This is a genomic window from Demequina soli, assembly GCF_000971195.1.
GTDB classification, from domain to species: Bacteria; Actinomycetota; Actinomycetes; order Actinomycetales; family Demequinaceae; genus Demequina; species Demequina soli.
Genome location: NZ_BBLZ01000002.1, coordinates 45534 through 59747 on the forward strand (window position 1 = coordinate 45534; position 14214 = coordinate 59747).

Consider the following 14214-nt stretch of genomic DNA (forward strand, 5'->3'; position numbering starts at 1 on the left):
GGTTTGCCCCGCGAGTTGCATCGCGGGACCGCTTCCAGCGGCCGTGCCGTGTGGCGGTCGGTGGTGGGCGCGGGCGTGAGGCGCGGCGCGGCTCCCCGCGACCTCCCGCCTCGCTCCCAGCGTTCTCCCAGGCGCCGCCGGTTGAGTGGAGCGCATGACCCCCTCCCCCCTGGGGTCTGAGCCGAGAGGCGCCCATGGTCGCCGGCTCTCCGTCCGCACACGGACCGGTCCCTCGACACCTCCCCGAGGGAACGGCAGGACGGCGAGCCGGCGGGCTCCGGGTCTGATGACCGGTCCGCCGGGCCGGAGCAGGACCGTGGACGCCTCTCGGCTCTCCTCCGCGGGGCGACGGCTGCCAACGCCGTCCCGCACGAACCGCGCGAGGCTCCTGGTGACTGCCAACACCGGGAGCCTCGCGGCGCGTCCGGCCCCTACAGGCCCGTGACGAGCAGGCTCGCGAAGGCCTCCGCGGCCGGCGCCGGATCATGCGGCAGCGCGAGGAAGATGTCGCGGTAGGTGTCCGGCCGGGTCGGGATGGCGACGATGCCGGGGATGGCCGGGCTCGCGTCGAGGGCCATGCGCGTGAGCAGGGCGACCCCGAGCCCCTCCGCGATGAGCCGCTGCGCCGCGATGTAGTCCTCGGTCACGAACGCGATGTTGGGGGCGAAGCCGGCCTCGGCCGCATGCGCGACCAGGTGGGTGCGGCAGCGGATGCAGCCGGAGATCCACCGCTCCTCCGCGAGCGCCGCCATGTCGAGCACCGCGCGGCCCGCGAGCGGGTGCGTCTCGGGCAGGATCGCGAGGTACTCGTCGCGCCCGAGCGGCACCGTCGGGAGGTCCTCGGGCGGCGGGGTGGCCGCGTCCGAGAAGCCGATGACGAGCTCTGCCGCGCCGCCGCGCAGCAGGGCGAGCGCCGCATCGGTCTCCGTCTCCTCGAGGCCGATCTCGACGCCGGGATAGGTGCGCGCGAACTGCGCGAGCGGCCGCGGCAGCACCGTCGCGCAGAACGACGTGAACGCGGCGATCCGCAGGCGGCCCACCTGGAGGTCGGAGTGCCGGTGCAGGCATCGCTCGGCGTCCTCGAGGCTCGCGGCGATCGAGTCGGCGTGCTGCAGCAGGGCCTCGCCGGTCGGGGTGAGGCGCGTGACGCGGCCCGCGCGGACGGTCAGCGGCACCCCGGCGCGCCGCTCGAGGGAGCGCAGGTGGTGCGCGACCGTGGGCTCGCTCAGCCGCAACGCCCGCGCGGCGCCCGCCTTCGAGCCGTGGCGCGCGACCTCGCGCAGGATGAGGAGCCGCTCGACGTCGATCATCGGACCATCATGTCATCGAGGTCTGGGTGCCTGACATGCCATCTTGTCGCGGTGTCCTGCGGTCGCGACGATGGACCCATGCTGGAGATCGCCGCCGCGTTCCGCCGGGTGCCCGGCTACCTCGACACCCCCTCGTACGGCCTGCCCGCGCGGGCGACCGCCGCCGCGCTGCGCCGCGCGACCCGCGCATGGGAGCAGGGCACGTTGGACCCCGCCGCGCTCGACGGGTCCGTGGACCGCATGCGCGCCGCCTTCGCGACCCTGGTCGGTGCGGGCGGCCCGCAGGACGTCGCGCTCGCCGGCTCCACGTCCCAGGTGGTGGGCATGGTCGCGGCCTCGCTCCCCGACGGCGCGCGCGTCGTGGTGGCCGAGGGCGACTTCGCCTCCGTGCCCCTCCCGTTCGTCCACGACCCCCGGCTGGAGGTGCGCGTGGTCCCGCTCGCGCGCATCGTTCCCGAGACGCTGCTCGGCGCCGACCTGGTCGCGGTAAGCGCCGTCCAGTCCGCCGACGGCGCCGTGGTGGATCTCGACGCGCTCGCGATGGCCGCCCGCGTCTCGGGCGCGCGCACGCTCGTCGACGCGAGCCACGCCGCCGGCTGGATGACGATGCGCGCGCGCGACCTCGACGTCGTGGTCGCCAGCGCCTACAAGTGGCTGGGCGCCCCGCGCGGCATCGCGCTCGCGGCCGTGCGACCGGAGGCGTCGTGGGTGCGTCCCGTCAACGCGAGCTGGTACGGCGCCGACGCGCCGTGGGCGTCGCTGTACGGGCACGATATCGCGCTCAGCGCGACCGCCCGCCGGCTCGACACCTCGCCGCCGTGGCAGCTGGTCGAGGCGGGCGCCGTGGCCCTCGAGCTGCTCGTCGCCCAGGGGGTCGAGGCCATCGGCCGGCACAGCGTCGGGCTCGCCGACGCGTTCCGTGAGCGCGTCGGGATGGCGCCCGGGGCGTCGCCGATCGTCTCCGTCGCGGGCGTCGACCCGTGCGCGCTCGCGCGCGCCGGGGTGAGGGCGGCCGCGCGCGGCGGCCGTGCGCGCCTGGGCTTCTACGTCCACAACGACGAGCGCGACGTCGACGCGGCCGCGACCGCCATCCGCGTGGCGCAGCCCGCCTGACGGGTCGATGCCCCGAGTGCGGCGGCGGCTCAGCCGGCGAGCTGCGCGCCCAGCTCCTTCGAGCGCGCGACGGCAGCGTTCGCGCCCGCCGAGATCACTCCCTGCAGGCCCGCGTTCGCCATCGCATCGAGCGCGGCCAGCGTGGTGCCGCCGGGCGAGCTCACGCGACGGCGCAGCTCCTGCGGGGTGTCGCCGGACTCGGCGAGCAGCTGGGCGGCGCCCGTGAACGTCTGCTGCGCGAGCAGCGTCGCGAGCTCGCGGTCCAGTCCCTGCATCACGCCCGCCTCGGTGAGCGCCTCGACGATCGCGAAGAAGTAGGCGGGGGCCGAGCCCGCGACCGCGATGACGGCGTCGATCTGCTCCTCGGGCACCCGCACCACGAGGCCGGTGGCCCGCAGCATCGTCTCCGCGAGGAGCAGGTGCTCCTCGGTGGCGTGCGCGCCGGCCGAGACCGAGGTCGCGCCGCGTCCCACCACGGACGGGGTGTTCGGCATGACCCGCACGACGGGGGTGCCGGCAGGCAGCCGGTCCTCGTAGAACGATGCGGGCAGCGCCGCCGCGACCGTCATCACCAGGGCGCCGGGCGCGACCGCGTCCGCGATCCCGGCGAGGACCTCGCCCATCTGCTGGGGCTTGACGGCGAGCACCACCACGCCCGCGCCGCGGACCGCCTCGATCGCATCGGCCGTGCCGCGGATGCCGTGGCCCTCGACGAGCGCCTGGCGCCGCTCCTCGCCGCGGTTCGCCACGGTGATCGAGCCGCCGGGCCAGCCCGCGACCTTCATCGCGGTGATGAGGGTGCCTCCCATGACGCCGCCGCCGATGACGGCGACGGAGGGGAGCGGGGACGTGGTCGCATCGGTGCTCATGCGTCCAACCTATCGCGGGGTGCCGACGGCGTTCGGGGTCGCGGCGGCCGCGCCCCGTCCCGGTCAGACGTCGCCGTCGAGGTAGCGCTGCAGCGTGGGCCCGTAGAGGGCGGCGAGGATCTCGGCCGGGGCGTCGGCGATCGCGGGCATGCGGACCACGTAGCGCGCCATCGCGAGACCCACGAGCTGCGAGCCGCACGCCTGCGCGCGCAGCTCGGGCCGGTCCTCGCGCACGAGGCCGCCGAGCACGTCGCGCATCATCACGGAGGCGAACAGGGGGCCGAGGTCGTCCGACTCGGCGATCGACGCGAGCAGCGCGCGCAGCCGCCTCGCCATCTCGGGCTCGTCCCACACGCCCAGGAAGAGCCCCACGATCGCCGCGCCGAGCTCCTCGCGGGGCACCGTCGCGAGCGCGGAGATGCGCGGGTCGCCGGCGTGGAGCGGGCGCACGGCCTCGATGAAGAGGTCCGCCTTCGTCGGGAAGTAGTGGCGCACGAGCGCCGGGTCCACGTCGGCGCGGCGCGCGATCTCGCGCACGGACGATGCGCCGTAGCCGCGCTCGCCGAACACCCCCGTCGCGGCGGCCAGGATGTCGCCGCGCGTGTCCGCGCCGCCGCCGCGGGGCCCGCGACCGCGGGTGCGACGAGCGGCGGCGCCGCTCACAGCCCCAGATCCTCCACGAAGCCGGGGAGCGCGTCCGCGGGACCGGTGGCCTCGAGGTAGACGCTGCCGTCGGTCCACAGGATCGTGGCGCCGTCGGCGGTGTCCGCCTCGGCGCGCTTGCCCACGACGGTCGAGCCGACCGTCGCGTCGGTGAGGGTCGCGTCCTTGCCGGCCTGGGAGCGGAGCACGCTCAGCGCGTCCTTGTCGTGGTAGAGCTGACGCGCCGTGAGGGTGATCTCGTCCGCGCCGTCGGAGTAGGTGAGGACCTGCACCTCGGCGATGCGACCCGGCATGAGGGCGTCCTTCGCGGCGTCGGGCGTCTGGACGTCGACGAGGGCCCACATCCCGGCGGTGAGCGGCATCGCCGCGAGGAACGGCGTGGGGTTCTCCGGCGTGATCGGCTCGACGGCGCGCGCGGGCGGGGAGGTGACCACCTGCTGCGCGGGGATCTCGACGGGCTCCGGGCGCAGCAGCAGCCAGGCGACGCCGCCGAGGACGAGCGCGAGGATCACGAGGCCGCCCACGATGAGGGGCCACGCGCGATCGCGGGGCCGCTCGTCCGAGGGCGCGGACGAGCCGTCGCCGCCCTCGCCGCCGCCGCGCTGCTCGGCGTCCGCGGCGCCGCCGGGCGCGCCGTCGGCGGCGTACGACGACGCCATCACGCGCGGCCGGTACAGCGGCGGGTCGGCGGGAGCGGTGGCGACCGCGGGCACGGGCGCCGTCACGGGCTCCGGGGCCGCGGGACGCGTCGCGGCGGGCGCCGGGGTGGGCGCCGCGAAGGTGGGGACGTAGGCGGGGGCGTCGGGGGCGATGTCGACCGCGGGACGGCGGACCGCACCGTCGACGCGCGGTACGCCGCCGAGGGGGGTCGGCGCGCCCGCGGAGTGCAGCGCCGCGTTCGCGGCCGCGGCGGCGCCGAGCGCCTCGACGGAGGTGGGCACGCGGGGGGTGGCCACGGTGACGGCCTCCGCCTCGGCGGCCATGTCGAACGGCGAGCGCGGCTCGGGCAGCACCTCGTGGGCGTCGGGGCCCGGCACCGGCGACCCGAGCTCGTCGAGGTCGACGTCGACCGGCACCGGTGCGGGCTCGGCGGCCCACGCCCGCGGAGCGGCCGGCTTCGACGGCGCGACCCGCGTGGTCGCGTCGTCGTCCGTCCCTCGTCCGGGCGTGCCCGTGCCCCACTCTTCGCGCATCATGGGCACAGCCTAGGCGGGACCCCGCGCGGCGCCCGCACCCGTCGTCCACGTGTCCCCAGGCGTCGGTGCGGTGTCGGAGGCCGCCGGTAGCGTGGCCCCATGGCCACCACGACCCGCAAGGCGACCCCCGCGTACCGCTGCACCGAGTGCGGCTGGACGGCCGTGAAGTGGGTGGGCCGGTGCGGCGAGTGCCAGGCGTGGGGCACGGTCGTGGAGGCCGGCGCCGCGCCGGCGGGTCCCGCGACCAAGGCCACCGCCGTGACCACGCCGGCGACCCCGATCCCCGAGGTGTCCGCGGCCGCCGCGGCCCGCTCCGCGACCGGCGTGGGGGAGTTCGACCGCGTCCTCGGCGGAGGCCTCGTGCCCGGCGCCGTCATCCTGCTGGCCGGCGAGCCCGGCGTGGGCAAGTCGACGCTGCTGCTCGACGTCGCGGCGCGCACCGCGCGTGCCGGCGGGCGGGTCCTCTACGTCACGGGCGAGGAGAGCGCGGGCCAGGTGCGGCTGCGTGCCGAGCGCATCGGCGCGTTGGAGCAGGAGGTGCTGCTCGCTGCGGAGACGGACCTGGGCGCCGTGCTCGCCCACCTCGACGCCGCCGCCCCGGCGCTCGTGATGATCGACTCGATCCAGACCATCGCCTCCGCGCAGATCGACGGCACCCCCGGCGGGGTCGGTCAGGTGCGCGAGGTGTCGTCCGCGCTGATCCAGGCCGCCAAGACGCGAGGGATCCCGATGGTGCTCGTCGGCCACGTCACCAAGGACGGCTCGGTGGCGGGGCCGCGCATCGTCGAGCACCTCGTGGACGTCGTGTGCCACTTCGAGGGGGATCAGCACAGCCCGCTGCGGCTGCTGCGCGCCTTGAAGAACCGCTTCGGCTCCGTCGACGAGGTCGGCTGCTTCCAGCTCGTCGACTCCGGCATCGAGTCGGTGTCGGACCCGTCCGGCCTGTTCCTGTCGCGCGAGTCCGAGGCCGTGCCGGGCACGTGCCCCACCATCACCATCGACGGCAAGCGTCCGCTGCCGGCCGAGATCCAGGCGCTCGTGGCGCCGAGCGCGCTCGCCAACCCGCGCCGGGCCACGTCCGGGGTCGACGGGCCGCGCGTCGCGATGCTGCTCGCCGTCCTCCACCGCCGCGTCGGCCTGGCCGTCGCGGCGGACGACGTCTACGTCTCGACCGTCGGCGGCGCGCGCGTGACCGAGCCCGCGGCGGACGTCGCGCTCGCGCTCGCGCTCGCCTCGGCGCGCGCGGACCGGCCGGTCCGCGCCGGCTGGGCGGCCGTGGGCGAGGTCGCCCTGTCGGGCGCCGTCCGCCCCGTGGCCGCGGTGAGCCAGCGCGTCGCCGAGGCGGCCCGCCTCGGGTTCACCGACGTCATCGTGCCGGCGGGCGTCGACGTCGCGCGCGTGCCCGCGAGCGTACGGGTGCATGCCGTGAGCTCGGTCGCGCAGGCCGTCGCGCTCGCGCTGCCGCCGCGCGACTGACCGGGATCGCTACGAGAGCACGAACGGGATGCGGTCGGCCGTGATCCCCTGGAACGTCAGCTGCGCCCAGTAGGTGCCCGCCTGCGGCGGCACGCTGCTGGGGTTGCCGCACCCCTCGGAGCTCCACGCGCGCGGCCACGACACCTCGAAGGTCTTGGCCTTGCCCGCGTCGAGCAGCCACTGCTTGTCCGACAGCGTCGACGTCGCGTCGCAGTCCGCCGAGGACCAGATCCGCACGTCGCCCGACGTGACGAGCAGCGCCGACTTGCCGGTGGACGAGTCGAGCAGGCACGGCTCCGCGCCGGTCTGGGTGACCGTGACGTCGAACGCGACGGCGTCGGCGCTCACGCGCGGCGAGCCGCCCAGGGACACCTCGAGGTCCGACTGCCCGCATGCGGAGATCGTGGCCGCCGTGTCGCTCGGCTCGGGGGAGGGCGAGGCGTCGGTGGAGGCGTCGGCGGCCGGCTGCGCGGTCGCGCCGTCCGTGGTCGCGGACCCGTCCCCTCCGGATGACGCCTGGGCCGAGGTGGTGACGGTGGGCGCGGGGGTGGAGCCGGTGTCGGCGGCCTGGGCCGGGTCTCCCGCGGTGACGGCGCGCAGGATCAGCCAGCCCACCGCGACGATCACGACCAGCGCCACGAGCAGCACGATGCGCCGTCGCCAGTACACCTCCGTCGGCTGGTCGCCCACGGGTTCGCGCAGACCCTTCATCGCGCCTCCCTCCAGTTCGCGTCCACGGTAGGGCTGTCCCGGCACTGGGATGATGAGGCCATGCCGACCTCCTCGAAGAACGCCCCCGTGCGTGGGGTTTCGGAGACCGACCCGCGTGTCGACGCCGTCCGTGTGTGGTTCCGCGACGCCGGCCGCGACCTGCCGTGGCGCGGCCGCACCACCCCGTGGGGCGTCCTGGTGAGCGAGATCATGCTGCAGCAGACGCCGGTGGTCAGGGTCGAGCCGGTGTGGCGCGAGTGGATGGCGCGCTGGCCCACACCTGCGGCGCTTGCCGCCGACACGCAGGCCGACGCGGTGCGCGCGTGGGGACGCCTGGGCTACCCGCGGCGCGCCAAGCGGCTGTGGGAGTGCGCCGTCGCGCTCGTCGCCGACCACGGGGGCGAGGTGCCGTCGACGCTCGAGGAGCTGCGCGCCCTGCCCGGCGTGGGCGACTACACCGCGGCGGCGGTGGTGTCCTTCGCCTTCCACGGGCGTGCCCTCGTGCTCGACACGAACGTGCGCCGCGTCATCGGGCGCGCGTGGCGCGGCGAGCCGCTGCCCGCCGCGCACCAGACAGTGGGAGAGCGCGCGCACGCCGCCGCGCTCATGCCGGCGGACGATGCGGGCGCCGCCGAGTGGGCGGTCGCGTCGATGGAGCTCGGCGCCCTGGTGTGCACCGCGCGCGTGGCGCGGTGCGACGAGTGCCCGCTCGCGTCGTCGTGCGCGTGGTTCGCGGCGGGCTGCCCTGGGCTCGAGGCCGCGCCCCGCCGCACGCAGCCGTGGCACGGGACCGATCGCCAGGTGCGCGGGAGGATCATGGCGCTGCTGCGCGCCGCATCGTCCCCCGTCAACATCACCGGGCACGCCGCGCTCGCCGACGTGGCGCCCGGCCAGCTCGACCGCTGCCTCGAGGGCCTCCTGGTCGACGGGCTCGTGACCAGGGACGATGCGACGGGGCGCGTCTCGCTCTAGCCGCGCCCCGTCGTCCGTCAGCCCTGGTAGGTGCCGTGCACCGCGTGCGGCTCGATCGCCGCGATCTCCTCGTCGGTGAGGTCGGCGAAGCCGAGCGCCGCGACGTTCGCCTCGAGCTGCGCCACCGAGGACGCGCCGACGAGGGCCGACGTGACCCGGCCGCCGCGCAGCACCCACTGGAGCGCGAGCTGCGCGAGGGTCTGGCCGCGGCCCTGCGCGATCTCGTTGAGCGCGCGCGTGCGCTCGAGGTAGGTGTCCGTGAGCTGGTTCTCGTGGAGGAACTGCGAGTGCGTGATGCGCGAGCCCTCGGGGATGCCCCTGAGGTAGCGGTCCGTGAGCATGCCCTGCGCGAGCGGGGAGAAGACGATGGAGCCGGCGCCCACCTGGTCGATCGCGTCGAGCAGGCCCTGCTCCGGGGTGCGCTCGTACATCGAGTACTTGAACTGGTGGATGAGCAGCGGCGTGCCGAGCTCCCGGAGGATCCGGGCGGCCTCGACGGTGGCCTCGGGGCCGTAGTTCGAGATGCCCGCGTAGAGCGCCTTGCCCGAGCGGACCGCCTGGTCGAGCGCCATCATCGACTCCTCGATGGGCGTCTCGGGGTCCGGGCGGTGGTGGTAGAACACGTCGACGTAGTCGACGCCCATGCGGCTCAGCGACTGGTCGAGGCTCGCGAGGATGTACTTGCGCGAGCCCCAGTCCCCGTACGGGCCGGGCCACATGTGGTACCCGGCCTTGGTCGAGATGACGAGCTCGTCGCGGTACGGCTTGAGGTCGCGCGCGAGGAAGCCGCCGAAGTTCTCCTCGGCGCTGCCCGCGGGAGGGCCGTAGTTGTTCGCGAGGTCGATGTGGGTGATGCCCATGTCGAACGCGGCGAGCAGGATCGCGCGCTGGTTGTCGAGCGCGTGGTGCCCGCCGAAGTTCTGCCAGAGGCCGAGGCTGATGCGGGGCAGCAGGAGGCCCGAGCGGCCGGAGCGGGCGTAGGGCATGGAGTCGTAGCGGGCGGCGTCGGCCACATACGGATCGTGGGTCATGGTGGTCAGCCTACGGGTGAGGTGCGACACCCGGAGACGCGGAAGGAGCCCGGAACCTCGCGGTTCCGGGCTCCTTCGACAGCGCGCCTCAGTCGACGGGCTTGGACGCGATCTCCGGGTCCTTGACCGGCTCGCCCACGAGCTCGTCGCGGTCGATGCCCTCGAACGTGAACTCGCCGAGGATGCCCTCGCCCTGCGCGTCCACGCGGATGATCTGGCCCGAGGTGACCTCGCCGAAGAGGATCTTCTCCGACAGCGGGTCCTCGATCTCGCGCTGGAGGGCGCGACGCAGAGGACGTGCACCGAGGACCGGGTCGTAGCCCTTCTCCGCGAGCAGCTGCTTGGCCGCCGTGGTGAGCTCGATGCCCATGTCCTTGTCCTTCATGCGCTCGTCGAGGCGGGCGACCATGAGGTCCACGATCTGGATGATCTCGGCCTGCGTGAGCTGCGGGAAGACCACCACGTTGTCGACGCGGTTGAGGAACTCCGGCTTGAAGTGCTCCTTCAGCTTGCCGTTCACCAGCTTGACCATGTCCTCGTAGGTGTGGCCGCCCTCCTTGATCGCGGAGAAGCCGGTCGCCTGGCGGCGCGAGATCGCGTCGGCACCGAGGTTGGTGGTCATGATGATGATGGTGTTCTTGAAGTTCACCTCGCGACCCTGGGCATCGGTCAGCTTGCCGTCCTCCAGGATCTGGAGCAGCGAGTTGAAGATGTCCGGGTGGGCCTTCTCGACCTCGTCGAACAGGACGACCGAGAACGGCTTGCGGCGCACCTTCTCGGTGAGCTGGCCGCCCTCCTCGAAGCCGACGTAGCCCGGAGGCGCGCCGAACAGGCGGGCCACCGTGTGCTTCTCGCCGTACTCGGACATGTCGAGCGAGATGAGCGAGTCCTCGTCGCCGAACAGGAACTCGGCGAGCGCCTTGGCGAGCTCGGTCTTACCCACACCGGTCGGGCCGGCGAAGATGAACGAGCCGCCGGGACGCTTCGGGTCCTTGAGGCCGGCACGCGTGCGGCGGATCGACTGGGACAGGACCTTGATGGCCTGCTCCTGGCCGATGATGCGCTTGTGCAGCTCCGACTCCATGTGGAGCAGACGCGAGGACTCGTCGGACGACACGCGCGTGACGGGCACGCCGGTCGACATCGACAGGACCTCGGCGATCAGGTCCTCGTCCACCACGGCGGCCACGTCGAGGTCGCCCGACTTCCAGGCCTCCTCCTTGCGCGAGCGCTCCTCGGAGAGGCGGCGCTCGACGTCGCGGAGGTTCGCGGCCTTCTCGAAGTCCTGCTCGTCGATCGCGGACTCCTTGTCGCGGCGCACGCCCGCGATCTTGTCGTCCAGCTCCTTGAGCTCCGGCGGCGACGTCATGCGGCGGATGCGCAGGCGCGCGCCCGCCTCGTCGATGAGGTCGATCGCCTTGTCCGGCAGGAAGCGGTCGGAGATGTAGCGGTCGGCCATCGTCGCGGCGGCGACGATGGCATCGTCCGTGATGGTGACGCGGTGGAACGCCTCGTAGCGGTCGCGCAGGCCCTTGAGGATCTCGATGGCGTGCGCGAGCTCCGGCTCCGGCACCTGGATGGGCTGGAAGCGGCGCTCGAGAGCGGGGTCCTTCTCGACGTGCTTGCGGTACTCGTCGAGCGTGGTCGCGCCGATGGTCTGCAGCTCGCCGCGCGCGAGCATCGGCTTGAGGATCGAGGCCGCGTCGATCGCGCCCTCGGCCGCGCCGGCACCCACGAGCGTGTGGATCTCGTCGATGAACAGGATGATGTCGCCGCGGGTGCGGATCTCCTTGAGCACCTTCTTGAGGCGCTCCTCGAAGTCACCGCGATAGCGGGAGCCCGCGACCAGCGAGCCGAGGTCGAGCGTGTAGAGGTGCTTGTCCTTGAGCGTCTCGGGCACGTCGCCGCGCACGATCGCCTGGGCCAGACCCTCGACCACGGCGGTCTTGCCGACGCCGGGCTCGCCGATGAGGACGGGGTTGTTCTTGGTGCGGCGCGACAGCACCTGCATCACGCGCTCCATGATGAGCTCGCGGCCCACGACGGGGTCGAGCTTGCCCTCGCGGGCGGCCTGCGTGAAGTTGCGGCCGAACTGGTCGAGCACGGTCGAGCCCGCGGGCTGACCCTCCTGGGGGCCGCCGCCCGACGTGACGGGCTCCTTGCCCTCGTAGCCCGACAGCAGCTGGATGACCTGCTGGCGCACGCCGCCGAGGTCCGCGCCCAGCTTGCCCAGCACCTGCGCCGCCACGCCCTCGCCCTCGCGGATGAGGCCGAGCAGGATGTGCTCGGTGCCGATGTAGTTGTGGCCCAGCTGCAGCGCCTCGCGCAGCGACAGCTCCAGGACCTTCTTGGCGCGCGGGGTGAAGGGGATGTGGCCGGACGGGGCGTGCGAGCCCTCGCCGATGATCTCCTGCACCTGCTCGCGGACGCCGTTGAGGGAGATGTCCATCGCCTCGAGGGCCTTCGCGGCCACGCCTTCGCCCTCGCGCACCAGGCCGAGCAGGATGTGCTCGGTGCCGATGTAGTTGTGGTTGAGCATGCGCGCCTCTTCCTGCGCGAGCACCACAACGCGACGGGCTCGATCGGTGAACCGTTCGAACATGTCAGCCTCCCTAGAAATCGTCCGGCCGGGGCCGGGGTCGCGGCAGTCGCCCACCGCGGGTGTTTCCAGGCTAACCGCGGGCCCTCCGGCCTCATGCCCGTGTTCGCCACCGGCGTGAAGGGACTTGCGAGGGGACGATGCGCGGGCCGGGCGGGCGCCGGAGGCGTCAGCGGCGCGTGCGGCGGTCCGCTCGCCTGAGCATGCGGAAGCAGTCGATGACGTCGTCGACCCACCAGAACAGCCAGTCCATGGGCACTGTCTACCGCGGCGCATCCGGGCGTGGCGGCCGGCGCGCCGGAGAGCCGTGCCGTGGCCCGCTGATGGACATATGTCCAGGTACTGCAGCCGTTGTAGGGGGGCCCCTGACGGGACCGAAGTCTGGCGAAACCAGGCATTTCGCCCATACCTTGGTGGTGGTCGCGCACCCCGCCGGCCGCACCGCTCAGGGAGGGCACCCCGCATGATCGAGGCCACAGACCTCACCAAGAGGTACGGCAGCAAGACCGCCGTCGACCACGTCACGTTCACCGTCCAGCCGGGCATCGTCACGGGCTTCCTCGGCCCGAACGGCGCCGGGAAGTCCACGACCATGCGCATGATCCTCGGCCTCGACAGTCCGAGTGGCGGCCAGGTCACCGTGAACGGCAAGCCGTACGCGAGGCTCGCGACGCCGCTGAGCGAGATCGGCGCCCTCATCGACGCCAAGGGCGTGCACCCGCGCCGGTCGGCGCGCTCCCACCTTCGGGCGCTCGCCGCGACGCACGGCATCTCCGACAAGCGCGTCGACGAGGTGCTCGAGCTGACCGGCCTCACGCAGGTCGCGAAGAAGAAGGCCGGCAACTTCTCGCTCGGCATGGGCCAGCGGCTCGGCATCGCCGGCGCGCTGCTGGGCGACCCGAAGATCGTGATGTTCGACGAGCCGGTCAACGGTCTCGATCCCGACGGCGTGCTGTGGGTGCGCCAGCTCGCGCGTCGCCTCGCGGAGAACGGCCGCACCGTGTTCCTCTCCAGCCATCTCATGAGCGAGGTGCAGCAGACCGCGGACCACGTGATCATCATCGGCCGCGGCCGGATCCTGGCCGACGCGCCGCTGCACGAGTTCGTCGCGGCGCACGCCCGCGAGGGCGTGCTCGTGACCTCCCCCGATGCGGGCCGTCTCGCGGAGCTCGCGACGGCCGCGGGCGGTACCGTCCAGGCCGTCGACCATCGTGAGCGGATCTCGGTCAAGGGCATCGACGCCCGCGAGATCGGACGCATCGCACGCGACAACCAGCTCTGGCTCGCGGAGCTCCGCGACGAGAGCACGAGCCTCGAGGACGCCTACATGCATCTCACGGCCGACGAGACCGAGTACCGGGCCGGCGTGCCCACCGAGCAGGACCAGACCGCCCAGGAGGCAGCGAAGTGACCGCCGCGACCCAGACCGACACGACGCCGGCGACCGCCGTCGTGACCCACCGCGCGGGCTATGCCCGCGCCGTCCGCTCCGAGTGGATCAAGGCTCGCACGCTGCGCTCGACGTGGATCCTCGTCGCCGTCGCGCTCGCCGCGTTCATCGGCCTTCCGATCCTGGTCACCGGCGAGCCCACCATCACCGACCCGGCCGAGGGAGCGGTGGCAGCGGCGAAGGCGATCTTCGCCGCGAGCGACTTCGTCCTGATCCTGGTCGCGGTGCTCGGCGCGTTGCTCACCACGTCGGAGTTCACCACCGGCATGGCGCGGAACACCTTCACGGCCACCCCCAAGCGCGGCGCGGTGCTCGCGGCCAAGGCGACCATCGCATCGCTCTTCTCGCTTGGCATCGCCATGGTCGGCTTCCTCGCGACGTGGATCGCGCTCGGCGACAAGCTCACCGGTCCGGTCTCCCTCGACTTCGGCAACGCCCAGATGGTGAGGATCGTCGTCGTCAACCTCATCGGCTACGTGGTGGTGGCGGTGCTGGCGACCTCGCTGGGGGTGCTCCTGCGCTCGTCTGTCGGCACCATCTTCACGATCGTCGCGATGCAGCTCATCCTGCCCGGCATCCTGCTCACGGTGCCCAACGACATCGCGAACTGGGTGGGCGCGGTGCTGCCGGGCGTCGCGGCGAGCGCGGCCGTCGAGACGGGGTCGATCGACCCAGGGACCATCTTCCTGACTCCCGGCGCGGGACTCGCCGTGCTCATCGCCTGGGGCGTGATCCCGCTCCTCGCGGCGATGGCGGTGCTCCGCTCGCGCGACGTGTAGCGGGGGACGATGCGACGGAGGGGTCGGCCGGACGGCCGGCCCCTC

The 14214-nt window shown here is 73.7% G+C and carries 12 protein-coding genes; 5 read left to right on the top strand and 7 right to left on the bottom strand.

Going from position 1 to position 14214, the window contains the following annotated elements:
* Positions 1-431: 431 nt before the first annotated feature.
* Positions 432-1310, bottom strand: a complete 879-nt coding sequence (locus tag AOM04_RS03625) for a LysR family transcriptional regulator (RefSeq protein WP_062462527.1) — start codon at positions 1308-1310, stop codon at positions 432-434.
* Between the two features lie 78 nt (positions 1311-1388).
* Here AOM04_RS03625 and AOM04_RS03630 point away from each other — a divergent pair, with 78 nt between their 5' ends.
* Positions 1389-2423: an aminotransferase class V-fold PLP-dependent enzyme gene (locus AOM04_RS03630; RefSeq protein ID WP_062462530.1), complete on the top strand. Its 1035-nt coding sequence runs from the start codon at positions 1389-1391 to the stop codon at positions 2421-2423.
* Positions 2424-2452: 29 nt separating this feature from the next.
* Here AOM04_RS03630 and proC read toward each other — a convergent pair whose 3' ends face one another.
* The 3 genes from proC to AOM04_RS14775 form a co-directional block, all read right to left on the bottom strand.
* A complete protein-coding gene (gene proC, locus AOM04_RS03635; RefSeq protein ID WP_062462533.1) occupies positions 2453-3292 on the bottom strand; it encodes a pyrroline-5-carboxylate reductase in 840 nt (279 codons plus the stop codon).
* A gap of 63 nt (positions 3293-3355) precedes the next feature.
* Positions 3356-3955, bottom strand: a complete 600-nt coding sequence (locus tag AOM04_RS14770) for a TetR/AcrR family transcriptional regulator (protein WP_062462536.1) — start codon at positions 3953-3955, stop codon at positions 3356-3358.
* Complete coding sequence (locus AOM04_RS14775; protein ID WP_062462538.1) at positions 3952-5151, bottom strand: hypothetical protein; 1200 nt, start codon at positions 5149-5151, stop codon at positions 3952-3954. Before AOM04_RS14775 ends, AOM04_RS14770 begins: the two co-directional genes overlap by 4 nt.
* Before the next feature lie 99 nt (positions 5152-5250).
* On the opposite strand from AOM04_RS14775, the gene radA reads away from it, so the two are divergent.
* Positions 5251-6627: a DNA repair protein RadA gene (gene radA, locus AOM04_RS03650; RefSeq protein WP_062462541.1), complete on the top strand. Its 1377-nt coding sequence runs from the start codon at positions 5251-5253 to the stop codon at positions 6625-6627.
* Between the two features lie 9 nt (positions 6628-6636).
* Here radA and AOM04_RS03655 read toward each other — a convergent pair whose 3' ends face one another.
* On the bottom strand, positions 6637-7338 hold the full coding sequence (locus AOM04_RS03655; protein ID WP_062462543.1) for a hypothetical protein: 702 nt from the start codon (positions 7336-7338) through the stop codon (positions 6637-6639).
* A gap of 60 nt (positions 7339-7398) precedes the next feature.
* On the opposite strand from AOM04_RS03655, the gene AOM04_RS03660 reads away from it, so the two are divergent.
* Positions 7399-8310, top strand: a complete 912-nt coding sequence (locus AOM04_RS03660) for an HhH-GPD family protein (RefSeq protein ID WP_062462546.1) — start codon at positions 7399-7401, stop codon at positions 8308-8310.
* Positions 8311-8327: 17 nt separating this feature from the next.
* Here the strand turns inward: AOM04_RS03660 and AOM04_RS03665 are convergent, their stop codons facing one another.
* Positions 8328-9341 carry an aldo/keto reductase gene (locus AOM04_RS03665; protein ID WP_062462550.1) on the bottom strand — a complete coding sequence of 338 codons (1014 nt, stop codon included), beginning with the start codon at positions 9339-9341 and terminating at the stop codon, positions 8328-8330.
* Positions 9342-9429: 88 nt separating this feature from the next.
* Complete coding sequence (locus AOM04_RS03670; protein ID WP_062462555.1) at positions 9430-11943, bottom strand: ATP-dependent Clp protease ATP-binding subunit; 2514 nt, start codon at positions 11941-11943, stop codon at positions 9430-9432.
* Between the two features lie 460 nt (positions 11944-12403).
* Here AOM04_RS03670 and AOM04_RS03675 point away from each other — a divergent pair, with 460 nt between their 5' ends.
* Both AOM04_RS03675 and AOM04_RS03680 read left to right on the top strand, forming a co-directional pair.
* Positions 12404-13351: an ABC transporter ATP-binding protein gene (locus AOM04_RS03675; RefSeq protein WP_062462558.1), complete on the top strand. Its 948-nt coding sequence runs from the start codon at positions 12404-12406 to the stop codon at positions 13349-13351.
* A complete protein-coding gene (locus AOM04_RS03680; RefSeq protein ID WP_062462561.1) occupies positions 13348-14169 on the top strand; it encodes an ABC transporter permease in 822 nt (273 codons plus the stop codon). The genes AOM04_RS03675 and AOM04_RS03680 overlap by 4 nt, the downstream gene beginning before the upstream one ends.
* Positions 14170-14214: the final 45 nt, after the last annotated feature.